Origin of the sequence: Lentzea californiensis, assembly GCF_024648825.1 — a bacterium.
GTDB classification, from domain to species: Bacteria; Actinomycetota; Actinomycetes; order Mycobacteriales; family Pseudonocardiaceae; genus Lentzea; species Lentzea californiensis.
This window is the reverse complement of record NZ_JANBBE010000001.1, coordinates 1,491,437-1,513,848: the sequence shown is the minus strand read 5'-3', so window position 1 is coordinate 1,513,848 and position 22,412 is coordinate 1,491,437. Positions and strand designations below refer to the sequence as shown.

At 69.7% G+C, this 22,412-nt stretch carries 23 protein-coding genes; 8 read left to right on the top strand and 15 right to left on the bottom strand.

Annotated elements, in window-relative coordinates; all coding sequences use genetic code 11:
• Positions 1–101: 101 nt before the first annotated feature.
• Complete coding sequence (locus tag LX88_RS07865; RefSeq protein ID WP_258947093.1) at positions 102–1,742, top strand: DNA repair helicase XPB; 1,641 nt, start codon at positions 102–104, stop codon at positions 1,740–1,742.
• A complete protein-coding gene (locus LX88_RS07860; protein ID WP_258947092.1) occupies positions 1,739–2,167 on the top strand; it encodes a hypothetical protein in 429 nt (142 codons plus the stop codon). Before LX88_RS07865 ends, LX88_RS07860 begins: the two co-directional genes overlap by 4 nt.
• On the opposite strand, the gene LX88_RS07855 is transcribed toward LX88_RS07860, so the two are convergent.
• Entirely contained in the window at positions 2,141–2,800 is a 660-nt protein-coding gene (locus tag LX88_RS07855; RefSeq protein ID WP_258947091.1) for a phosphonatase-like hydrolase, read from the bottom strand. The two genes, LX88_RS07860 and LX88_RS07855, sit on opposite strands and share 27 nt — an antisense overlap.
• The gene (locus LX88_RS07850; RefSeq protein WP_258947090.1) at positions 2,797–4,353 is read right to left on the bottom strand and encodes a trypsin-like serine protease; all 1,557 of its coding nucleotides are present in this window, start codon (positions 4,351–4,353) and stop codon (positions 2,797–2,799) included. The genes LX88_RS07855 and LX88_RS07850 overlap by 4 nt, the downstream gene beginning before the upstream one ends.
• A gap of 129 nt (positions 4,354–4,482) precedes the next feature.
• Here LX88_RS07850 and LX88_RS07845 point away from each other — a divergent pair, with 129 nt between their 5' ends.
• From LX88_RS07845 to LX88_RS07830, 4 genes are all read left to right on the top strand, one after another.
• Positions 4,483–5,163: a response regulator gene (locus tag LX88_RS07845; RefSeq protein WP_258947089.1), complete on the top strand. Its 681-nt coding sequence runs from the start codon at positions 4,483–4,485 to the stop codon at positions 5,161–5,163.
• Positions 5,160–6,536 carry an ATP-binding protein gene (locus LX88_RS07840; protein ID WP_258947088.1) on the top strand — a complete coding sequence of 459 codons (1,377 nt, stop codon included), beginning with the start codon at positions 5,160–5,162 and terminating at the stop codon, positions 6,534–6,536. The genes LX88_RS07845 and LX88_RS07840 overlap by 4 nt, the downstream gene beginning before the upstream one ends.
• A 104-nt stretch (positions 6,537–6,640) precedes the next feature.
• Positions 6,641–7,291, top strand: a complete 651-nt coding sequence (locus LX88_RS07835; protein ID WP_258947087.1) for a GerMN domain-containing protein — start codon at positions 6,641–6,643, stop codon at positions 7,289–7,291.
• 8 nt (positions 7,292–7,299) lie between these two features.
• Complete coding sequence (locus LX88_RS07830) at positions 7,300–8,220, top strand: o-succinylbenzoate synthase (protein ID WP_258947639.1); 921 nt, start codon at positions 7,300–7,302, stop codon at positions 8,218–8,220.
• On the opposite strand, the gene LX88_RS07825 is transcribed toward LX88_RS07830, so the two are convergent.
• From LX88_RS07825 to LX88_RS07785, 9 genes are all read right to left on the bottom strand, one after another.
• The gene (locus tag LX88_RS07825; RefSeq protein WP_258947086.1) at positions 8,205–8,759 is read right to left on the bottom strand and encodes a Uma2 family endonuclease; all 555 of its coding nucleotides are present in this window, start codon (positions 8,757–8,759) and stop codon (positions 8,205–8,207) included. The two genes, LX88_RS07830 and LX88_RS07825, sit on opposite strands and share 16 nt — an antisense overlap.
• Positions 8,760–8,821: 62 nt before the next feature.
• Positions 8,822–9,913, bottom strand: a complete 1,092-nt coding sequence (locus LX88_RS07820; protein ID WP_258947085.1) for a CapA family protein — start codon at positions 9,911–9,913, stop codon at positions 8,822–8,824.
• Between the two features lie 26 nt (positions 9,914–9,939).
• Positions 9,940–10,536 (bottom strand): SRPBCC family protein, encoded by a 597-nt coding sequence (locus tag LX88_RS07815; RefSeq protein WP_258947084.1) that lies wholly within the window; start codon positions 10,534–10,536, stop codon positions 9,940–9,942.
• Positions 10,533–11,357 (bottom strand): FAD binding domain-containing protein, encoded by an 825-nt coding sequence (locus tag LX88_RS07810; RefSeq protein ID WP_258947083.1) that lies wholly within the window; start codon positions 11,355–11,357, stop codon positions 10,533–10,535. The genes LX88_RS07815 and LX88_RS07810 overlap by 4 nt, the downstream gene beginning before the upstream one ends.
• Positions 11,354–13,780, bottom strand: coding sequence for a xanthine dehydrogenase family protein molybdopterin-binding subunit (locus tag LX88_RS07805; protein ID WP_258947082.1), 2,427 nt, complete (start codon positions 13,778–13,780; stop codon positions 11,354–11,356). The genes LX88_RS07810 and LX88_RS07805 overlap by 4 nt, the downstream gene beginning before the upstream one ends.
• Positions 13,777–14,310 (bottom strand): (2Fe-2S)-binding protein, encoded by a 534-nt coding sequence (locus LX88_RS07800; protein WP_258947081.1) that lies wholly within the window; start codon positions 14,308–14,310, stop codon positions 13,777–13,779. The genes LX88_RS07805 and LX88_RS07800 overlap by 4 nt, the downstream gene beginning before the upstream one ends.
• Positions 14,311–14,390: 80 nt before the next feature.
• Positions 14,391–15,482 carry an XdhC family protein gene (locus LX88_RS07795; protein WP_258947080.1) on the bottom strand — a complete coding sequence of 364 codons (1,092 nt, stop codon included), beginning with the start codon at positions 15,480–15,482 and terminating at the stop codon, positions 14,391–14,393.
• On the bottom strand, positions 15,475–16,449 hold the full coding sequence (locus LX88_RS07790; protein ID WP_258947079.1) for a vWA domain-containing protein: 975 nt from the start codon (positions 16,447–16,449) through the stop codon (positions 15,475–15,477). The genes LX88_RS07795 and LX88_RS07790 overlap by 8 nt, the downstream gene beginning before the upstream one ends.
• Positions 16,446–17,276 carry an AAA family ATPase gene (locus LX88_RS07785; protein WP_258947078.1) on the bottom strand — a complete coding sequence of 277 codons (831 nt, stop codon included), beginning with the start codon at positions 17,274–17,276 and terminating at the stop codon, positions 16,446–16,448. The genes LX88_RS07790 and LX88_RS07785 overlap by 4 nt, the downstream gene beginning before the upstream one ends.
• 29 nt (positions 17,277–17,305) lie before the next feature.
• Here LX88_RS07785 and LX88_RS07780 point away from each other — a divergent pair, with 29 nt between their 5' ends.
• Both LX88_RS07780 and LX88_RS07775 read left to right on the top strand, forming a co-directional pair.
• Positions 17,306–17,689 carry a VOC family protein gene (locus tag LX88_RS07780; protein WP_258947077.1) on the top strand — a complete coding sequence of 128 codons (384 nt, stop codon included), beginning with the start codon at positions 17,306–17,308 and terminating at the stop codon, positions 17,687–17,689.
• Between the two features lie 84 nt (positions 17,690–17,773).
• The gene (locus LX88_RS07775) at positions 17,774–18,004 is read left to right on the top strand and encodes a PspC domain-containing protein (RefSeq protein ID WP_258947076.1); all 231 of its coding nucleotides are present in this window, start codon (positions 17,774–17,776) and stop codon (positions 18,002–18,004) included.
• Here LX88_RS07775 and LX88_RS07770 read toward each other — a convergent pair whose 3' ends face one another.
• From LX88_RS07770 to LX88_RS07755, 4 genes are read right to left on the bottom strand one after another with little or no spacing between them, the layout of a single operon-like run.
• Positions 18,005–19,375: a beta-N-acetylhexosaminidase gene (locus LX88_RS07770; protein ID WP_258947075.1), complete on the bottom strand. Its 1,371-nt coding sequence runs from the start codon at positions 19,373–19,375 to the stop codon at positions 18,005–18,007.
• Complete coding sequence (locus tag LX88_RS07765) at positions 19,372–20,205, bottom strand: carbohydrate ABC transporter permease (RefSeq protein ID WP_245777631.1); 834 nt, start codon at positions 20,203–20,205, stop codon at positions 19,372–19,374. The genes LX88_RS07770 and LX88_RS07765 overlap by 4 nt, the downstream gene beginning before the upstream one ends.
• Complete coding sequence (locus tag LX88_RS07760; protein WP_258947074.1) at positions 20,202–21,086, bottom strand: carbohydrate ABC transporter permease; 885 nt, start codon at positions 21,084–21,086, stop codon at positions 20,202–20,204. Before LX88_RS07760 ends, LX88_RS07765 begins: the two co-directional genes overlap by 4 nt.
• 2 nt (positions 21,087–21,088) lie before the next feature.
• Entirely contained in the window at positions 21,089–22,366 is a 1,278-nt protein-coding gene (locus tag LX88_RS07755; RefSeq protein WP_258947638.1) for an extracellular solute-binding protein, read from the bottom strand.
• Between the last annotated feature and the right edge of the window lie 46 nt (positions 22,367–22,412).

Genomic DNA, 22,412 nt, shown 5'->3' with positions numbered 1-22,412 from the left:
ACGTACGACACGGCATGTTGGCTTCGTGTGTCGCCTCACAGTTGTCGTCACCAGTTGACGCAGGTCGAACGCATTTGGCGTCGTCAGGGAGACTTGTCGGCGTGACCGATGGCCCATTGATCGTCCAGTCGGACAAGACGCTGCTGCTCGAGGTCGACCACCCGCTCGCGAACGACGCGCGCACGTCCATCGCGCCGTTCGCCGAGCTGGAGCGAGCTCCGGAGCACGTGCACACGTATCGCGTGACGCCGTTGGCCTTGTGGAACGCGCGAGCGGCCGGGCACGACGCCGAGCAGGTGGTCGACGCGCTGGTGCGGTTCAGCCGCTACCCGGTGCCGCAGCCGCTGCTGGTGGACGTGGTCGACACGATGGGCCGCTTCGGGCGGCTGGTGCTGACCAACAGCCCCGTGCACGGGCTGGTCCTGCACTCCAACGACCGCGCGGTGCTCGAGGAGGTGCTCCGCAACAAGAAGATCGCGCCGATGTTCGGGGCCCGCATCGACGACGACACCGTCGTCGTGCACCCGAGCGAGCGCGGGCGGGTCAAGCAGCTGCTGCTCAAGGTCGGGTGGCCGGCCGAGGACCACGCCGGGTACGTCGACGGCGAGGCGCACGCGATCGAGCTGGAGGAGAACGACTGGAAGCTGCGCGACTACCAGCGGATGGCCGCCCAGGCGTTCTGGGCCGGTGGCAGCGGCGTCGTCGTGCTGCCCTGCGGCGCGGGCAAGACGCTGGTCGGCGCGGCGGCGATGGCCGAGGCCCAGGCGACCACGCTGATCCTGGTCACGAACACCGTGGCTGGCCGGCAGTGGAAGCGGGAGCTGATCGCGCGCACCTCGCTCACCGAGGAGGAGATCGGCGAGTACTCGGGTGAGCGCAAGGAGATCCGCCCGGTCACGATCGCGACCTACCAGGTGATCACCCGCAAGTCGAAGGGCGAGTACAAGCACCTCGACCTGTTCGACTCGCGCGACTGGGGCCTGATCGTCTACGACGAGGTCCACCTGCTGCCCGCGCCGGTGTTCCGGATGACCGCCGACCTGCAGTCGCGCCGCCGTCTCGGACTCACCGCGACGCTGGTGCGCGAGGACGGCCAGGAGGGCGACGTCTTCTCGTTGATCGGGCCGAAGCGGTACGACGTGCCGTGGCGCGACATCGAGGCGCAGGGCTGGATCGCCCCCGCCGAGTGCACCGAGGTCCGGGTGACCCTCACCGACAACGAGCGGCTGCAGTACGCGACGGCCGAACCGGAGGAGCGCTACAAGCTCTGCTCGACGGCCCGGACCAAGATCGCGGTGGTCAAGCGGGTGCTGGAGCGGCATCCCGGCGAGCCGACGCTCGTGATCGGTGCTTATCTGGACCAGCTCGACGAACTGGGCGAGGAGCTGGGGGCGCCGGTGATCAAGGGATCGACGAAGAACAAGGAGCGCGAGGTGCTCTTCGACCAGTTCCGCAAGGGTGAGCTCCGCACCCTGGTGGTGTCCAAGGTCGCGAACTTCTCCATCGACCTGCCCGAGGCGTCCGTCGCCATCCAGGTGTCCGGCACCTTCGGGTCGCGGCAGGAGGAGGCCCAGCGCCTCGGCCGCATCCTGCGCCCCAAGGGCGACGGCCGGCAGGCGCACTTCTACTCGGTCGTCTCGCGCGACACGCTCGACACCGACTACGCCGCCCACCGGCAGCGGTTCCTGGCCGAGCAGGGCTACGCGTACAAGATCGTCGACGCGGACGACCTGGTCGGATGACGGCCTGGTGGATGTGGAACCCGGCCGGGGCCCCGCCAGTGCGGCGGTTCCGGTCGGAGGAAGCCCTCGCCAGGAAGGCACCGGACGCCCAGGTCGTCCGGTCCGCCGACTTCACCTGCCCCGCGCAACGCCGCCGCGCCACCGCCGTGCGTTCGGACTTCCAGCGCGTGACGGGCGACCCGGTGCAGGTCGCCTTGGTCGAGCAACGGCTGTGGACGCTGCTCGTGGCGTTGCGCCGGGCCCAGCCCCTCCGCGACGCGCTGACGTCCGCCGTGCCCAGACCGGGCAGGGCGGCGCTGGTCGCGGAGCCGTCGCGCGAGCTGGCCGAGTTCGACCGGCGCTTCGACCAGTTCGCGGACGCGTTGCGGGTCCTGGTCGCGGACCCGGCTCCGGAGCAGCTACGCCACACCGCCGCTTTGGATTAGCGCGGGGATCTCGACGACCGACTTCAGCAGGTGCGTGTGCTGGACGGCGCCGAGTTCCTCCGCCGTCTGGCTGCCGCTGAGCACGCCGACGACGAACGCCGCACCCGCGTTCGTGCCCGCCTGCAGGTCTCTCGTGGTGTCGCCGGCGGTCAGCACGCGCCGGACGTCCCTGACGCCGGTCAGCTCCATCGCCCTGAAGATCATGTAAGGCGCCGGACGGCCGGCTGTCACGTCGTCCACGCACACCACCGCGTTCAGCACGCCCTCATGCCAGCCCAGGACGTCGAGCAGCCCGTCCACGACCGGCCTGTCGAAGCCCGTGGTGAGCGCGACCTTGACGTCGTTGCTGCGCAGACGCGCCAACGCTTCCGGCACACCGGGGATCGGCGTCGGCGGCGTCTCGGCGTAGTACTGCGCGAGCCGCTCGTGGAAGTCCTTGAACTCGGCGTCCACTTCGGACTTCCCGAGCATCGCCGAGATCGCCTCGTACTTGTCCGCGCCCATCCACCTGCCGACGTCCAGCGCTGATCCGCCGGCCGCGACCACGGTGTCCGCCAGCGCTTCGTAGACCAACCCGTGTTCTTCCACGGTCGTGCCGGCGATGTCCAGCACCACGAGGTCGATCCGGTTCACGAGGCCCTCCAGTCCCGCAGCAGCGCCGGGTGCGCCTGCTGGGAGTTCTCGATCGAGAAGCTGACCATGTCCGGGCGGTAGCGGTCGTCGGAGTGCTCGACCGGCCGTCCGGCTAGGTGCTTGACCTGCTGGCCGTAGCGGGCGCCTTGGCGCACGGTCACCGAGCCGTCCGCCGCGACCTCGCAGGGGTTGTTCGCCGTGCACTGCTCGCCGCTGTCGTTGCCGGTGCTGTGCACGCCGACGACGGTGACGCCGTCGCTGAGCACGATCGGTGAGCCCGAACCACCGTGAGACGGCGTGCACTTCGGGTCGTAGCGGTAGGAGTTGTCCTGCGTGTAGCCCTCTTCGCGCAGATGCGGGACGACGGTCTCGATGGTGCAGCTGAAGCGCTTGCCGTTGCCCGCCGAGATGATGTCGACGCGCTGTCCTGGCCTGGCCGACCGGTCCGAGAGCTTGAAGATCTTCACGCCCTTGGCCTTGAGCTGCGCGTACGTCTGGTCGAGCTCGAAGAGCGCGGTGTCGGTGCTGGTCATGGTCGCCGAGACGAGACGTCTCGTCTCGCCTTTGGCCTGCGGGTAGCCCTGGCGGCCGCCGATGGTCACCGGGAGCTTGATCGCGACGTCCCTCAGGGTCTCGCCGGGGGCAGGGCGTTCCGGGACGCAGTGGCCGTTGGTGAGCAGGAGCGCCTGGTCGCCGGGCTTGCTGTGATCGGTCCTGACCACAGACGCCGAGCAGACCCCTGCCAGTGACGCGGCGCCCTCGAGGTTCGGGACGGGGGTGTCCGGCGGGTTGACCTTCCCCGTGACGACGTCGTCGATCCAGCCCTTGAAGTGGTGGACGTCGGTGTACATGACCGGCCGGTCGTCACCGCCGGAGCCGCTCACGAGGCCGGCGATCACCCAGCGGTCGCCGTCGCGGACGAGTGCGGGGCCACCGGAGTCCATGTTCGTGGCGGCGACGCTGCCGTCCAGCGCGCCGATGCACAGCTCACGATCAGCGAAGATGCCGTCGCAGGCCCCTGCCGGCTGGATCACGGTGTCCGCCTCGCGCAGCTTCTGCGGGTAGCACTCGGGCGCGCGGCGGTCGCACGTCATGCCCCACCCGAGGATCCGCGCCGTCGTGCCTTCGGCGGGCCGGGCCGACGGCAGCGTGACGGGCTTGGTCCGCGCGTTCCTCCTCAGCTTCAGCAGGCCGATGTCGCCGTCGTGGACGGGGTTGGGCGAGTAGGTGATGAACCGTTCGACCTCGACCACCTCGCCGCCGCTGCCCGCGTCGAGCGTGCCGAGCCGCACCGACCAGTTCTTCGGCCTGCCGACCTGGGCGAGACTGGGGTTGTTGCGGGTGCAGTGGCCCGCGGTGACGGCCCAGCCCGGCGCGACCAGCGTGACGCCGCAGGTGTGGCCGTCCGCGCGCGGCGAGTCGGGGCGTTGCAGCGAGCCGGCGAACGGGTAGGGCGCCTGGGCTTCGACGCCGCCTCTGATGGCCAGCGCCGGGGTGGCGGTAGTGATCACCGCGATGGCCGCGAAGCTCATCGCCAGTAGCACTTTTCGCATGTCGCAGAGGCTGTCGAACCTGTGTCCGCGCGGCGTGATGGCTCTGCAACAACTGCGCACGGACGGTCGTTACGCAACGATGACGTCGCACGAACGTCCCCATGAGACCCGTCGGGAAGGCTGGAGGGCATGCCGCGCGTACTGCTGATCGAGGACGACGAGGCGGTCCGCGAGGGACTGTCGCTCGCCCTGACCTACCAGGGACACACCGTGGACGCGGTGCGCACGGGCGAGGAAGGCCTCGAACTACTGGGCAGCGTCACGCCTGACGTCGTCGTGCTGGACCTGATGCTGCCGGGCGTGGACGGGTTCGAGGTGTGCCGCCGCATCCGTGCCTCCGGCGACCTCCCGATCATCATGCTGACCGCGCGCAACGATGACATCGACGTGGTCGCGGGTCTGGAGGCCGGTGCCGACGACTACGTGGCCAAGCCGGCCCAGGCCCGTGTGCTGGAGGCCCGCATCCGCGCCGTGCTGCGCCGTTCGTCCGCCTCCGTCACCGAGGTCGTGGCCGAACGCCACGGCGACCTGACGATCGACCGCGAGGGCCTCGTCGTGACGCGGTTCGGCAAGCCGGTGTCGCTGGCGCCGACGGAACTGCGGCTGCTGCTGGAACTCTCCTCGTCGCCGGGCCGCGTGCTGTCACGGCAGCAACTGCTGGGTTCCGTGTGGGATCAGGGCTACCTCGGCGACTCGCGGCTGGTCGACGCGTGCGTGCAACGGCTGCGGTCGAAGATCGAGGACGATCCGGCAGCGCCCGTGTACGTCCAGACGGTGCGGGGCTTCGGCTACCGCTTCGGGCCGCTGTGACGCTCCGCCTGCGGTTGCTGCTCGCCTTCACGTTCCTGACCATCGTGACCGCCGCGGCCGTCGCCGGTGCAGGTTACGTGCGGGCACGCGACGCGATCGTGCAGCGAGCACAGGACAACGCCGTCATCGAGACCACGAACCGCGTCGAACAGCTCTACCCGCTGCCCGCCCGAGCAGTGGACGCCGCCGTCCTGGAACGGGTCGCCGCAAGGGTTTCCGGCCGTGAGGGCCAGGCTTTGGCCTACGGCAACGGGACTTCCGCGGGAGGCATGAACCCCGCGGTGATCACGGCGGAGCTGCGCTCGCTCGTCTCGTCCGGACGCGTCGGCTGGCAGCGCGTGTCGTACGCGGACAGTGTCTGGCTCGTCGTGGGCATGCAGCTGCGGGTGGCGTCCGGCGCCCCGTCGGGCATCGAGGTGTACGTGCTGCGGCCGTTCACGTCGGAGATCGCGTTCGTCGACGAACTGGCGCGCAACGCGTGGCTGATCGGCGGCGCCGTCCTGCTCCTGGCCCTGGGACTGGGTTTCCTGGCGGCCCGCGGCGTGCTGCGCCCCGTGCGGGAACTGCAGCTGGCCGCCTGGAAACTAGGGCAGGGCGAGCTCTCCGCGAGGGTGCCGGTGCGCGGGCGGGACGAACTGGCCTCCGTCGCGTCGACGTTCAACAGCACGGCTTCGTCACTGGAACACCACGTGGGCGAGCTGCGCCGGATGGAGGCCGACGCGCGTCGGTTCGTGGCGGACGTGTCGCACGAACTGCGGACCCCGCTGGCCGCGATGACGGCCGTGACCGACGTGCTGGACGCCGAGACCGCCTCCCTGCCGGGCGTGGCGGGCCAGGCGGCACGGCTGGTGAACCGCGAGACGCAGAACCTGACGCGGCTGGTGAACGACCTGATCGAGGTCACCAGGTTCGACTCGGGAACGGCGGCTCTCGCGCTCGACGACGTCGACGTGGCCGAGGTGGTGCGGACCTGCCTGCGGATGCGCGGCTTCTCGGAGGTGTCCGCGTCACTGCCGGACGGCGTGCGCGCACGCCTGGACCCGCGCCGGCTGGACGTGATCGTGGCGAACCTGGTCGGCAACGCACTGCGGCACGGCTCGCCACCGGTGTCGCTCGAGCTGTCGGTGGCGGGACCCGTGCTGGTGATCGAGGTGGCGGACTCCGGGCCGGGCCTGCCCGACGAGGTCCTGCCGCACGTGTTCGCGCGGTTCTACAAGGCCGACTCGTCGCGGGGGCGGTCGGAGGGCTCGGGGCTCGGGCTGGCGATCGCGTGGGAGAACGCGCGGCTGCACGGGGGCACGCTGGAGGCGGCCAACCGGGCGGGTGGCGGTGCTTTGTTCACGCTGCGGCTGCCGCTGGACGGTGGGTCTTGAGGCCGGGAACTGTCGGTGCCGCCTGGGAGAATGGAAACAGGGGGACCCCCGGGAGGGGACCCCTGCGTGAGCTTGGGCTCGCGGTGCCGCGGGCAGACGCTGGTGTGGGCGCGCCTGCCGGAGACCTGGATGCCGTCTGCGCCGCCTGCAAAGCAAGCACCCACCGCAACGGAGTCCACCTCTCCAGGACCGGAGTCAGCTGTGCGCACGAATCCACCCAGCCTCACGAAGGTGCGTCCGCAACAGCGAACCGACCACGCCGCCGGGGTAACGGGCAGCGGAAGGCGCCAGAGCGAACGCACCTGCGTGAGCTCGGGCTCGCGGCGCTCGTCCTCGCCGTCCTCACCGCCTGCGGCATCCGCCCCACCGACCCGATCCCGGGACTCGAAGCGCCCAGCGGCGCCGTCGAGAACACCTCGCCGTCGCTCTTCTGGGTCTCCTCCGACGGCGGCGTGGTGCCCGTCGGGCGGCCGGAGGGCAGCCTGAGCGGGTTCGACGTCGTGGCGTTGCTCGCGCAGGGGCCCACCAACGCCGAGCAGGCCCGCAGCCTGTCCACCGAGGTGCCGTTCGACGCCGCGCCCGCGACCGTGGACCGGGTCGCGAACGGCCTGGACGTGAACCTTTCGAGCGATGTGTCGCAGCTCAGCGGTGCTGCTGTGCAGCAGATCGTGTGCACGTTGCTCGCCGTGCAACCCGTCGGCACGGTGAACCTGCGTGGGGGCGGGCGTTCGCTGGAGCTGCAGAAGTGCGCTTGAATCTGGCCGTGCACGCCTACTCCATCCCGATGCGCGCCCGGTTCCGCGGCATCACCCAGCGCACCGGCCTGCTGTTCGAAGGACCGGCCGGGTGGGGCGAGTTCTGCCCGTTCGAGGAGTACGACGACGCCGAGGCCGCGGCCTGGCTCGCCTGCGCGCTGGAGGCCGCGAACGACGGCTGGCCGGCGCCGGTGCGGGACCGCGTCCCCGTCAACTGCACCGTGCCCGTGGTCAGCCCTGAGAAGGCGCACGAGATCGTGGCGAGGTCGGGCTGCTCGACGGCCAAGGTGAAGGTCGCCGAGTCGACGCTGGCGGAGGACTGCGCGCGGCTCGAAGCCGTGCGGGACGCGTTGGGGCCGCAGGGGTTCGTGCGGGTCGACGCGAACATGCTGTGGGACGTCGACACGGCCGTCGCCGCCATCAGGGCCATGGACAAGGCGGCGGGCGGGCTCCAGTACGTGGAACAGCCGTGCCACACCCTGGACGAGCTCGCGGCGGTGCGGCGCAGGGTGGGCGTACCTATCGCGGCGGACGAGTCGATCCGCAAGGCCGACGACCCGCTGAAGGTGGCCGTTTCCGGGGCCGCGGACATCGCGGTGATCAAGGTGGCGCCGCTGGGCGGTGTGCGCAAGGCGCTGGAGGTGGCCGAGGCGTGCGGGTTGCCGTGCGTGGTGTCGTCGGCGCTGGAGACGTCGGTCGGGATGGCGGCCGGGGTGGCCCTCGCCGCCGCGCTGCCCAGCCTCGACTACGCGTGTGGGCTGGCGACGTTGCAGTTGCTGGACGGGGACGTCACGAGCGCCTCGCTTCTGCCCGTGGACGGCTATCTGCCCGTGCTGCCGACGGCACCGAAGCCGGACCGGATCGCGGAGTTCGAGACGGGCGACCAGGCCTGGGTCGAGCGGTTCCGGCGGGTTCAGTCGACGAGCTGATCCAGCTCGATCTTCACCGGGAACGGGTCACGCGCCTCGTAGGTCGTGGTCGCGGGAGGCGCCTCCTCGAAGGAGCGCTCCGGAGTCAGGCACAACGGGGTCAGCGAGACCGGCTCGGCCAGGTCGACCAGCCAGTAGAACGGGATGCCCGCTTCGGCGTAGTCGAGGCGCTTGGCGAGGCGGTCCGTGTAGTGCGAGTGCGGCGACAGCACCTCGACGGCGAGAACCACCTCGCGGGCCCGCACGAGGTCCTGGCCCGAGGCGCCGCGGTGGAACACGACCAGGTCCGGGCGCCGGACGAAACCGGGGGCGTCCGGTGGGGCCAGCTCCAGGTCCACGTCCGGGGCGTAGGTGACCTGGAGGTGCGCGGGCAGCTGGCCGGCCAGCTGCGAGATCAGATTCCCGCAGGCGAAGTTGTGCTCGGCCAGACCGGCGGGAGAGAGGACCGGGCGGCCTTCCACGAGTTCGGTGTAGCCGGATTCGGCTGCTGCCAGGGCGGCGAACTGGGCGACGGTCAGCGGAACACCAGGTGAGGGCACTCAGTCACGGTCGCACATGGACGCGTTCCAATCCCGCTCACAAGTACACACCTTCCAGCGATCTAAGGCTTGCCCCGAGCCAGCCCCTGCTTGTCAGCCCCCAGGCTGAACACGATGCCCTCGGTCCGGTTGATCGCCTCGGTCCGCCGCGCGGAAGCCGGCACCCGAGTCAGGTCCACGAGCCGGATCGGCGGCCCCAGCTCCACCAGGGTCGGCGTGTAGGAAGCCTCGACCACAGACCACCCAGCGGCCCCCTGCTCGAACTTGAACCGGGCGATCGTCCCCTCCTCGGTCACGCCACGAGGCTCAGCGTGCCGGGCGACCTCGTTGCCGAGACCGTAGGCGACCCACTTGTTGCCGATCTTCTCGAACGGCTGCACCACGTGCACGTGCGTCCCGATGATCAGGTCGAGGGCCGGATCGGCCAGCAGCTGCCGGGCCAGCGCCTTCTGGTCGGCGGTGGCCTCGTGCTGGTACTCGTTGCCCCACTGCACGGACAGCACGACGACCTCGGCACCGGCCTCACGCGCCTTACGGGCGTCGGCGAGGATCTTGGTCGCGTTGATCTGGTTCGCGCGCCACGGCTGGGGCAGCGGGATGCCGTTGAAGCCGTAGGTGAACGACAGCTGCGCCACCTTCACGCCGTTCGCGTCCAGGATCAGCGGCGCCGCCGATTCCTCCTGCGTGCGGAACGAGCCGGTGTGCTTCAGGCCGACGGCGTCCATCGCGTCCAGCGTGGTCGTGATCGCGGAGACGCCGCGGTCCAGCGTGTGGTTCGAGGCCGTCGAGCACGAGTCGTAGCCCACGTCGACGAGGCCCTTCGCCACCTCGGGCGGGGCCAGGAAGGCCGGGTAGCCGAAGAACGGGCCCTCCTTCGGGCCCAGCGGCACCTCGAGGTGGCACAGCGAGAGATCGGCTTTCAGGGTGTCCTTGATGCCCGAGAACAACGGCAGGAAGTCGCGTCCGGCCGCGCCTCCGTCGGCGACGGCCTGGTCGGTCAGCGCCGGGTGGATCAGGATGTCGCCACCTGCGGTGAGCACGAACGAGCGCGGCGGGGGCGGGCCCTGGGAGGTCGGCGCCGGCGCCGGGGGTGCCGAGGTGACGACGACGGGCGAGCCGGTGCACGCGGACAGCAGCAAGCCGGTGACCAGCACGGATGCCGACCACCGGACTGCACGCTTCAGCGCTGCCGCCTGCGTCGCAGGACCACTAACAGCACGACCGCCAGCGCTGCCGCCGCGATGGGCAGCACGCGCTTCAACACCGGAACGCCTGCCGTGTCGATCAGATCGATCGGCTCGTCCGGGACCACTCGGAGATGCTGGTGTTGCGCCACCTCGTCAGGATCCACGGATCCCAGCGTGCTCGCCAGGCATTCCGCGAACTGGTCGACGAGCCGGCCGCTGACCTCGGCGATCAGGCCGCGACCGAGTTGGGCCGGACGGCCCGTGATCGCCAGATCGGTCTCGACCTCGACCGTGTCCCCGACCACGAAGGTCACCACCGCCGATGCCGTGCCGTTGCCGCGGGTGTCCTTGCCCGCTGCTTTCATGACGGCACGGCGCAGCACCGGGTCGATCTCGACGAACTCGCCGCTCCCCCGGTACAGCAGCTGCACCGGGCCGAGCTTCACCTTCACCTCCCCGCTGAACGTCTTGCCGTCCACCGAGGTCAGGGTGGCGCCGGGCAGGCACGGCGCCACCCGCCCGGGGTCGATCAGCGCGTCCCACACCTCCTCGGCGGGCGCCGGCGACGTGAACGAGTGCGTCAACTTCATCCCGCGACCGCCGCCGTCAGCGCACGGCCGGTGAGCACCCGAGCCAGGTTGTCCTTGTAACCGTCACCCGAGGACGCGCGCAGGGCCGCCTCGGAGATCGCCTCGGCGGAAGCCTGCTGCCCGACCAGCGCCGCCTCGACCTCGGTAGCGCGCAACGGCCCGGACCCCACGTTGGTGAGACCCACCCGAGCAGCGGAAATAGCGCCGTCACGCACCTGCACGGCCGCCGCGACCGCAACGATCGACCAGGCCTGCGCGACCCTGTTGAGCTTCTCGTAGTGCGCGCCCCAGCCCGTGTATTTCGGCACGCGGACGTCGAGCAGGATCTCGTCCGGCGCCAGCGCAGTCGTGAAGTAGTCGACGAAGAACTCCGCCGCGGGTACCTCACGACGGCCCGAAGGCCCAGCGATGATCATCACGGCGTCCAGGGCGAGCACCGGCGCCAGCAGGTCGCCGGCCGGGTCCGCGTGGCACAGCGAGCCGCCGAACGTGCCGCGGTGCCGGATCTGCGGGTCCGCGATCGTGTCCGTGACCAGCCTCAACAACAATGCGTGGTCCTGGACCAGATGATCGCGCTGCACCTCGTAGTGCGTGGTCATGGCACCGATGAGCAGCGAGTCGCCGTCGTCGCGCACGCCCGTCAGCTCGGTCAGGCCACCGATGTCGATCAACGCCGTGGGCGCCGCCAGCCGCATGCGCAGCACCGGCACGAGCGACTGCCCGCCCGCGATGACCTTGGCGTCCTCACCCTCCTCGGCGAGCATCCGCACGGCTTCGTCCACAGTGGACGGGAACATGTACTTGAACTCCGCCGGGATCACGACTGTCCTCCCTGCGCGTCGATCGAGCCGAGCCCACCCGCGGTCACGTCACCCGAGCCGGGATCCGGACGGCCCTGCAAAGCGGTCCACACCCGCTCCGGCGACATCGGCATCTCGATGTCGCGGACGCCCAGGTGCCGCAGGGCGTCCAGCACGCTGTTCACCACGGCAGGAGTCGAGGCGATCGTGCCGGCTTCACCGACTCCCTTGGCGCCCAACGGGTTGGAGGTCGCCGGTGTCGTCGTGCGATCCGTGAGAAACGCTGGCAGGTCCGCCGCGCAAGGCACCAGGTAGTCGGCGAGCGTCGCCGACGTCAGCGTGCCCATCTCGTCGTGCGTGGCCTCTTCGTACAGCGCCTGCGCGATGCCCTGCGCGAGCCCGCCGTGCACCTGACCGTCGACGATCAACGGGTTCATGACCGTGCCGACGTCGTCCACCGCCACGTACCGGCTGATGCGCACCATGCCCGTCTCGGTGTCGACTTCCGTTGCGCACAAATGGGTTCCGTGCGGGAACGAGAAGTTGTCCGGGTCGAACGTGGCGTCGGCGTCCATGCCGGGTTCCATGCCCTCGGGCAGGTCGTGCGCGACGTGCGCGGCCAGCACCACGTCACCCAGCGAACGGACCGTCGACGTGCCTCGGACGGAGAACGAGCCGGAGGCGAACTCCACGTCCACCTCGTCGCACTCCATCATGTGCGCGGCCAGCGTCCGCGCCTTGGCCAGGACCTTGTCCGCCGCGTACACCAGCGCCGTGCCACCGACAGCCAGCGAACGCGACCCGTAGCTGTCCATGCCCTTGTGCGACGTCGCCGTGTCGCCGTGCAGCACCTCGACGTCGTCGAACGGCACGCCGAGCTTGTCGGCGACGATCTGCGACCAGACCGTCTCGTGGCCCTGCCCGTGCGGCGAGGTTCCCGTGATCACCTCGACCTTGCCGGTGGGCAGCATGCGGATCGACGCGGTCTCCCAGCCGCCTGCGGCATAACGCAAAGCGCCCAGCACCCGCGACGGCGCGAGGCCGCACATCTCGGTGTAGGTGGAGATCCCGATGCCGAGCTGGACCACGTCACCGGAAGAACGGCGCCTCGCCTGCTCCTCGCGCATCTCCTCGTACCCGAACAGCTCCATCGCGCGGGCCGTCGCGGCCTCGTAGTTGCCGGAGTCGTAGGTCAGGCCGGCGACCGTGTCGAACGGGAACTCCTCGTGCCTGATCCAGTTCATCTCGCGGATCTTCATCGGCTCCACGCCGAGCTCGACCGCGAGCTCGTCCATCATCCGCTCGATCGCGAAGGTGGCCTCGGGCCGTCCGGCGCCGCGGTAGGCGTCCGTGGGCACCTTGTTCGTGAAGACGTTGGTGCAGACGAACCGGTAGGCGGCGAACTTGTAGATCGAGTTGAACATGAAGGCGCCCAGGATCGGCACGCCCGGCGTGACCAGGCGCAGGTAGGCGCCCATGTCGGCGAGCAGCTCGACCTTGAGGCCGGTCACGGTGCCGTCGCGGCGGGCGGACAGCGTGATCTTCTGGACCTGGTCGCGGCCGTGGTGCGCGGAGAGCATCGACTCGGTGCGCGACTCCGTCCACTTCACCGGACGGCCCATGCGGCGCGCGACCAGCAGGCACAGCAGTTCTTCCGGGGTGACCTGGAGCTTGCCGCCGAACCCGCCGCCGACGTCCGGCGCGATCACGCGGAGCTTGTGCTCGGAGATGCCCGTGACGGCGGACAGCATCCAGCGCAGGATGTGCGGGATCTGCGTCGCCGACCAGACGGTGAACATGCCCGCGGTCGTGTCCACGACGACCGACCGGGGTTCCATGAACGCCGGGATCAGCCGCTGCTGCTTGAACGTCCGCTCGATCACGACCTCGGCGGACGCGATCTCGTCCTCGACGTTCGTCCCGACACCGGCCTCGGCGGAGTCGAAGATCCACGTCGCGCACTTGTTCGTGCCGAGGTCCGGGTGCACGAGGTCGTTGTCCCGCAGGGCTTCTTCCATGTCGAGCACGACCGGCAGCTCGTCGTAGTCGATGTCGATCGCCTCCAGCGCGTCCGCGGCGTGATAGGCGCTGTCGGCGATCACGAGGGCGACGGCCTCACCGGCGAAGTTGACCTGGGCGACGGCCATGGCGGGTGCGGGCGGCGACTTCATGTCCTCGGTGATCGGCCAGGCGCACGGCAGAGAACCCTGCTCGGCGGCGAAGTCCTCACCGGTCAGCACCACGGCCACACCGGGCATCGAGGTCGCGCGGCTGACGTCGATGCCGGTGATGCGGGCGTGGGCGACGGGACTGCGCAGGACGGCCATGTGCAGCATGCCGTGCAGCTGGAGGTTGTCGGTCCACGTGGTCTGGCCGGTGATCAGCCGCGCGTCCTCCTTGCGGAGCCGTGCCTTGCCGATCTCCGGTTCCGCTGTGGCGGTCATTCGCCACCTACCGGCTGCTTGGAGCTGATGTGCTCGTCGCTGTGCTGTTCCTGCTTGGGCCCGGCGCCCGGTTTCATCCGCTGCGCCGCGTCCTGCACCGCGCGCACGATGTTCTGGTAACCCGTGCAGCGGCAGAGGTTGCCCTCCAGGCCTTTGCGCACGGTCTCGTCGTCGGGATCGGACTCGTCGGCGAGCAGGTCGATGGCCTGCATGATCATGCCGGGAGTGCAGAACCCGCACTGCAAGGCGTGGTTCGAGTGGAAAGCCTCCTGCACCGGATGCAGCTTGCCGTCGCGAGCGAGGCCTTCGATCGTGGTGACCTCGTGCCCGTTCGCCTGCACGGCGAGCATCTGGCACGACTTCACGCTGTGGCCGTCGAGGTGGACGGTGCAGGCGCCGCAGTTGCCGGTGTCGCAACCGACCACGGTGCCGGTCTTGCTCAATCGCTCCCGTAGGTAGTGCACGAGCAGGAGGCGGGGTTCGACCTCGTCGGCGTATGTCACTCCGTCGACGTTGACCGAGATGTGCATTGACCCCTCCCAGGGGTGGTGGGCCTTGAGTGACGAGGGTCACTCCAGCTTGCTCCCTGTTTGCGGGTTCAACAACCCGATCAGTGATGAATCGGTTCACCAAGATCGACGAGACGCCGCCCGCTTCCCTTCCACCGCAAGGAAATGATCTCCGCGGCGATCGACACCGCCGTCTCCTCCGGCGTCCGCGCCCCCAGGTCCAGGCCTATCGGCGAGGCCAAAGCCTCTAGTTCACCCTCGGTCAGACCTGCTTCCCGCAACCGTTGCAACCGGTCTTCGTGCGTGCGGCGGGATCCCATCGCTCCCACGTAGCCGACCTTGAGCCGCAACGCGACCTCCAGCAGCGGCACGTCGAACTTCGGATCATGGGTCAGGACCGCGATGACCGTGCGTTCGTCGAGCTTGGACGCTTCGGCCTGCAAGTACCTGTGCGGCCAGGCGACGACGACCTCGTCCGCCTCGGGGAACCGGCTGCGCGTCGCGAAGACCGGTCGCGCATCGCAGACGGTGACGCGGTAGCCGAGGAACGCGCCGAGGCGGGCCATCGCGGCCGCGAAGTCGATCGCTCCGAACACGAGCATGCGCGGCGGCGGCTCGAACGAGTTCACGAAGACGCTCATGCCCTCGCCACGCCGCTGACCGTCCGGCCCGTACTGCAGCACGCCGCTCCGTCCTGAAGCGAGCATCCCGCGCGCGTCGTCCGCGACGGCGTCATCGATCCGTGCGCTGCCAAGACTGCCGTCACGGCGGTCCGGCCAGATGACCATGCGCCGGCCGATGCCGTCCGGGTGCTCGATCACCGTAGCGACGGCGACAGGTTCCTCCGCACGGACCGTCTCCACCACCTCACCGAGCTGGGGAAACGTGCTGGCGTCGATCTTCTCGACGTAGATGTCGATGATCCCGCCGCAGGTCAGCCCGACAGCGAACGCGTCGTCGTCGCTGACTCCGAACCGCTGCAGAACCGGGGTGTCCAACGATTGCGCCAGTTCGTAGACAGCGCCCTCGACGCACCCGCCGGACACGCTGCCGACCGCCTCGCCGTCCTGCGTCACGAGCATCGCCGCACCCGCCGGCCGGGGCGCCGAACTGAAGGTCGCGACCACCGTGCCGACCCCGACCGTCTCACCGTTCGCCACCCGCTCGGCGAGGTCGTAGAGGACATCACGCACGGCGCACCTCCTTCAGCAGTTCTTCCAACGCGTGCACGCTGTGGCCTGCGACCATCGTGTCGACGTGCGGGAGCGCCGCCAGCACACCCTGCTGGACGGGCCGGTAGCCGGGCTTGCCCGCGTGCGGGTTGGCCCAGATGACCTTGTGGCTCACGCGCCTCAGCCTCGCCATCTCGCTCGCCAGCAGGCTCGGGTCACCGCGTTCCCAGCCGTCGCTGAACAGCACGACCACCGCACCCCGCTGCCGCCACTGCTGGTTGAACCGCCGCAGCGCGTCGCCGAGCCGGGTGCCGCCCTCGTAGTCGGGGATCGCGCGGCCGGCGGCCCGCAGAGCCCGTTCCGGGTCGCGTTCCCGGAGCTGGCGGGTCACGCGCGTGAGCCGGGTGCCGATCGTGCGGGCCTCGACGGGCATCGCGTGCGCGATGACGTGCGCGAACCTCAGCAGCGCGTCCGAGTAGGCGGCCATCGAGCCGGAGACGTCGATCAGCAGCACCAGCCGGCGTGGCTTCGAGCCCCGCTTGCGGTGGCGCGGCAGGGCGATCTCACCGCCGGTCTCGATCATCGCGCGCACCGTGCGGGCCAGGTCCATCCGGCCGCGACGGGCCTTGCGCAGGCGTCGCGACCGCCTGCGCGGCGGGAGCGGGTTCAGCCGGGCGATCAGCGGGGCCGCGTTGAACTCGGAGATGTCCTTGTGCTTCAACACTTCCACGTCGGACGCGGCCACGCCGACGGTCATCGAGTCGAGCTCGACCGTCGTGCGCGGACGGGGCGGGGTGCCGCCGAAGTACGCCCGGTACGCGGCGTCGTAGCGCGGCAGGTCGTCCGGGTCGGCGCACAGCGTGAGGCGCCCGGCCCAGTAGAGGTCGACGTGCTCGGTGGCCCGCAGGAACGCCTGGACGCGGTCGGGCCCGCACTGGAGTCCGGCGCCCCGCAGGACGCTCGTGAACCCGACGCAGGCTTCCGTCACCCCACGATTGTGCTCCCGATCACGCGTTCCGCGTCCTCCCGGTACTTCAGGACCGCCCCGAGAGTCGTCGTGTCCGGCTCCGCGCGGCCCAGCGCCTGCAACGCCCGTGCCCAGTCCAGCGACTCCGCGACACCCGGCGGCTTCAGCAGGTCGAGGCCCCGCATCTTCTGCACGGCCTCCGCGACCCGGACCGCGAGCCGTTCGTCGAGACCGGGCAGGGTGCGGCGCAGGATCGCGACCTCGCGCTCCAGGGCCGGGTGCTCCAGCCAGTGGTAGAGGCAGCGGCGCTTCAACGCGTCGTGCACCTCGCGGGTCCGGTTCGAGGTCAGCACCGTCAGCGGGGGCGTCGTCGCCCTGATCTCGCCGAACTCGGGGATGCTGACCGCGTTCTCGGACAGCACCTCCAGCAGGAACGCCTCGAACTCGTCGTCCGCCCGGTCGATCTCGTCGACGAGCAGCACGCAAGGTGCGCTCTCCAACGCCTGCAGCAGTGGTCTGGCCAGCAGGAACCGTCGCGTGTAGAGGGACGCCTCGTCCACCTCGCCGCGCGTCTCCAGCACCCGCAGGTGCATGAGCTGACGCGGGTAGTCCCAGTCGTACAAGGCCTGCGTGGCGTCGATGCCCTCGTGGCACTGCAGGCGGATCAGCGGCACGTCCATCGACTTGGCCAGCGCGAGCGCGAGCGAGGTCTTGCCGGTGCCGGGTTCGCCTTCGAGGAACAGCGGCCGCCCCATCCGGACCGCGAGGAACGCCGCCGTGGCGATCCCGCCGTCCGGCAGGTACCCCGCGGCGTCGAGCGCTGACGCCAGTTCCTCAGGGGACTGCATGGGCCTCAGGGTACGACTAACCTGGACGGATGGGGTCGATCAAGAAAGTCCAGATCACGTTCGACTGCGCGGAACCCGTTCGCGTCGCGGAGTTCTGGAGCCAGGTGCTCGGGTACGACCCGCCGCCGGAGAGCGACGGTTCGTGGTCCGCGGTCGCCGACCCGACGGGTGAGGGCCCGCGGTTCTTCTTCCAGCGCGTTCCCGAGGGCAAGGTCGTGAAGAACCGGGTGCACGTCTGCGTGCGAGCCGGCACCGGCCTCGTCGGCGCGGAACGCCTCGCCGCGCTCCAGGCCGAGCGCGCACGGCTGGAACCACTGGGCGCGGTGCTGGTGCGCGTGATGGAGGCCGACGAGGAGAACGAGTCCTGCATCGTCATGCAGGACGTCGAGGGCAACGAGTTCTGCCTCGACTGAACCCTGGGATCGCCACCCCGGATCAGGGTCGGATTCGGGGTGGTCACCGATGTGCCGGAGCCCGAAACCGGCGAATCTTGGTGCATGACGAACAACGTGCTCAACGACGCGACAGCCCAGGTCAAGAAGCTCCGCAGGAGTCGCAGCGACAAGATGCTCGCCGGCGTCTGCGGCGGCGCCGCCAAGATGATCGGTGTGGACGCCGCGATCCTGCGGATCATCCTCGTGGCGGCGACGCTGCTCGGGTTCGGCACCGGAGCCCTCCTGTACGTCGCCGCCTGGATCCTCATGCCCGAGGAAGATGCTGCGATTTGATCACCGTGGGAAACCGGGCACGCCGGGTAGCCGTTGCCAGGGGTGGGGACCGTTGAGGGGCCGGTACTCCACCCCCAGGGCGTCGAGCCTGGGGAGGTGGTGCTCCTGCAGCCGCCGCACGAAACCGGGATCCTTCTCCGCCGGGGACCACACGACCTCGGCGAACGCGGCCAGCCTCGGGAACGCCGCGTAGTCCACCCGCCGGGCCGAGTCGAGGTGCTCGGTCCAGATGTTCGCCTGCGCGCCCAGCAGCCGTCCGGGCTCATCACCCGTGAGGCCAACGGGCACCGGCTCCCACGCGTAGACGTCCTCCAGCGTCGTCACCGTTCCCACCGGAATCGGTTCGTCCGGCGAGTCCGACTGCCGGTAGTCCAGGTAGACGTGCTGCTCAGGGCACATGACCACGTCGTGGCCCTCGCCCAGCGCCGTGATGCCGCCCTCGACGCCGCGCCACGACGCGACGACCGTGCCGGCAGGCAGCGGACGGGCGTCCAGGACCTCGTCCCACCCGTACGGCCGCCGGCCCTTGCTCACGACGTGCTCCGCGACGGCCCGGACCAGCACGCCGTCCTCGTGACCGGGCGCCTCGTCGCCGCCGAGCCCGATGACCTCCGCCGGGAAGACGTCCATCAGCTCGTCGAACACGTTCCGGTAGAAGTCCACTGTGGACTCGTCCGTGTTGAGCACGCGTTCGTTGACGCCCCAGTCGGTCCAGACGCCGCCGCCGTGCACGCCCAGCTCCGGATAGGCCGCGATCGCCGCCTGCGAGTGACCGGGGATGTCGATCTCCGGGATCACCGTGACGTGCCGCGCCCGTGCGTACTCGACGATCTCACGCAGGTCCTCCTGCGTGTAGAAACCGCCGTGCGGACGGCCTTTCATGCCCGCGGAACGCCGGTCGCCGAACCGCGAGTCCTCCCGCCACGACCCCACCTCGGTGAGCTTCGGGTAGCGCTTCACCTCGAAGCGCCAGCCCTGGTCGTCGGTGAGGTGCAGGTGCAGGACGTTGAGCTTGTGCACCGACAGCAGCTCGACGTACCGCAGCACCTCCCGCTTGGGCAGGAAGTGCCGCGAGACGTCCAGCATCACGCCACGCCACTGGAACCGCGGGTAGTCGACGACCTCGCACGCGGGGATGACCGACGGCTTCTCCCCCGCGGCCCGGAACGCCTGAGCGCCGAGCAGCTGCCGCAGCGTCTGCAGCGCGTTCATCTCGCCGGCCGCGTCGTTCGCCTCGATCAGCACACCGTCGTCGGACGAGAGCAACCGGTAGCCGCCGGGAGGACCGTCGACGAGGACTGTCTCCCAGCCCTTGTACTCGCAAAGCCTTCCACCGTCCACATAGGACACCGGGCGTGGCAGCAGGTTCATCCCTTCACCGCCCCCGCGAGGCCGGACACGAGCCGGCGTTGCACGAGCACGAAGAAGATGAGCACAGGGATGGTCATCAGGGTGGAGCCCGCCATGATCGCGCCCCAATCGTTCTGGTCGGGTTTGACGAACACCTGGAGAGCCAGCGGCAGGGTCTGGTTCTCCACGGCCGAGATGATGAACGTCTTGGCGAACAGGAAGTCGTTCCAGGCGTGGATGAACGACAGCACCGACGTCGCCACCAGGCCGGGGGCGACGAGCGGGAACAGCACCTGCCACAGGAACCGGAACCGCGAGGCGCCGTCCAGGGTGGCGGCCTCCTCTAGTTCCACCGGCACCGCGGCGACGAAGCCCCGCAGCATCCAGATCGCGAACGGCAGGCTGAAGGCCAGGTGCACCAGCACGAGCGAGCCCAGGTGGTTCAGGCCGAAGACCGGAACGCTGTCGCCGACGGACCGCATCAGGAAGAACAGCGGCACGGTCAACGCCTCGACCGGCACCATCTGCACCACCAGCAGCATGATCAGCAACGTCGTGCGGCTGCGGAACCGGAAGCGGGTCAGCGCGGTCGCCGCGAGGAACGAGATCAGGATGCTCAGGGCGACCACGATCAACGCGACGATGATGCTGTTCATGAAGTAGCGCCCGAAGTTCGCGACGGTCAGCGCCCGCGTGAAGCTGTCGAGCGTCGGCCGCGTCGTCCACGGCACCGGGTCGGCCGAGATGATCTCGTCCTCCGGTTTGAACGCGGACAGCACCATCCAGAACAGCGGGAACGCCACCACCGCGGCGATGATGAGGACGAAGCCCTCGGTCAGCCAGCGCCTCACAGGACCTCCCCCGACCGCCGCAGCGCGCGGAGGTAGAACATCGTGATTCCCAGCAGCAGCACGGTCATCACGACACCGATGGCCGCGCCCAGTCCGTACTCCGACGCCGCGAACGCCTGCTGGTAGGCGTAGACGTTGAGCACGAGGTTGCGCCCGGCGATGCCGCCGCCGTTGGTCATCACGTAGATCTGCGTGAAGACCTTGAAGTCCCAGATGATCGACTGGATCGTCACCACGAGGATGATCGGCTTCAGCAACGGGAGCGTGACGCTCCACGCCGTGCGGAACGCCGACGCGCCGTCCAGTGCGGCGGCCTCCAGCACCTCGCCCGGAATCGCCTTGATGCCCGCGAAGAGCGTCACCATGACGAACGGGAACGAGCACCAGATCACCTGTGCCGCGACGAGTCCGAACGCCGTCCACTTGTCGAACGTCCAGGAGAAGCCCTGGATGCCCAGGACCTCGTTCACGAACCCGAAGTTCGCGTCGAACAGGAAGAGCCAGATCGTCGAGCCGGCGACGGCGGGCGTGGACCACGCGCCGAGCGCCGCCAGGAACAACGTCATCCGGACCCAGGTGCGGACCCTCGTGGCGAGGATCGCGAGGAACGCGCCCACTAGCAACGTGCCGACCACGCAGACCGCCGCGAAGGCGACGGTCTGCCCGAGCACACCCCAGAACTGCTGGTTGCCCAGCAGGTTCCGGTAGTTCCCGAGACCGAGGAACTCGAGCGGCGCGCCGCCGCTCACCTGTTCCTGGCCGTAGTCGTAGAGCGAGATGAGCACCAGCTGGTAGATCGGGTAGGCCAGCAGGCCCCCGAGGATCAGCAGCGCTGGAGCCAGGTAGGCGAACGCGGTCCGCCCCTGGCCTTTGGCCGTCACGCTCACGACGTGAAGGCCGCGTTCATCGTCTTGGCGGCGTCCGCGGTGGCCGTGTCGACGTTCTTCGCGCCGGTGACGATCTCCTGGAGCATCGTCGGCACCACGGTCTGGGCCTCGATCTTCGCCCACGCCGGCGTGACGGGGACGAACTTCGTGCCGGACTGCAGGGTCTTCGTGAACGGCTCCAGGAACTTGTCGGACTCCGCGACCTGCTTCTGCACGTCGCTGAACGTCGGCAGGTTGCCCATGGCCGTGTACATCTTCTGCTGGTACTTCTTCGACGCGAGCAGCTGCGTGAACTCGTTGGCGAGCGTCTTGCGCTGCGTGCCCTTCATGACGCCGAGCAGGTTGCCGCCGGCGAACGCGGGAGCGACCGAGCCCTTGGTCTTGCCGGGCAGCGGCACGACGCCGTACTTGCCGGCCGCGCTCGAGGCGTCGACGGACTTGCGGTTGAAGTCGCCGCCGATGGTCATCGCGGCCTTGCCCGCGCGGAACGCCTCGACGCTCGCGTCACCGCCGTTGCCCGCGCAGGTGGCGGGCGGGCAGATGTCGTCCTTGATCAGCTCGGTGTACTTGGCGACACCGGCCTTGGACTCGGCGCTGTCGATCGCGGCGGTGAACTTGCCACCGTCGGACTTGGCGATGTCCCCGCCCTGCGCCCAGATGAACGGCAGCGCGGCGAACAGGTACTTGCCGCCGGCCGAGATGCCGATCAGCTCCGGCTTCTTCTGCCGGATCTCCCGCGCGAGCGGCGCGATCTCGTCGAGCGTCGCCGGCGGCTTGAGGCCGAGCTCGGTGAACACGTCCGTGCGGTAGTACAACGCGCGCACGCCGACGAACCACGGGACGCCGTACGTCTTGCCGTCGACCTTGGCCGTGTCGAGGATCGACGGGACCAGGTCCTTCGACTCGTCCCACTTGCCCAGGTCGAGTTCGGAGAACCCGCCCGCGGAGACGTAGCCCGCCAGGTCGGTGTTGCCGAACTCGGCGACGTCCGGGGCGCTCTTCGGGTCGCTGAAGGCGGCCTTGAAGCGTTCCGCCCGGCTGGACACCTGGATGTACTGCACGTCGACGGTGACGCCGCTGTGCTTGCCCTGGAACTCGGAGATCGCCTCCTTGACCACGGCCTCCTTGGGGCCGCGGTTGACCTCGTCGAACAGCCAGACCCGCAGCTGTCCCGTCTGTTCGTCCGTGCCCGAGCTCGTCGGTCCCGACTGCACCGGTGCGCAGGCGACCACCGCGCCCACGCCCAGCACCGCCACAAGTGTCTTCATCCGCATCGTCGTCGCGCCCTTCACGTTGCGTATGTTGCAACAGCTATTTCAC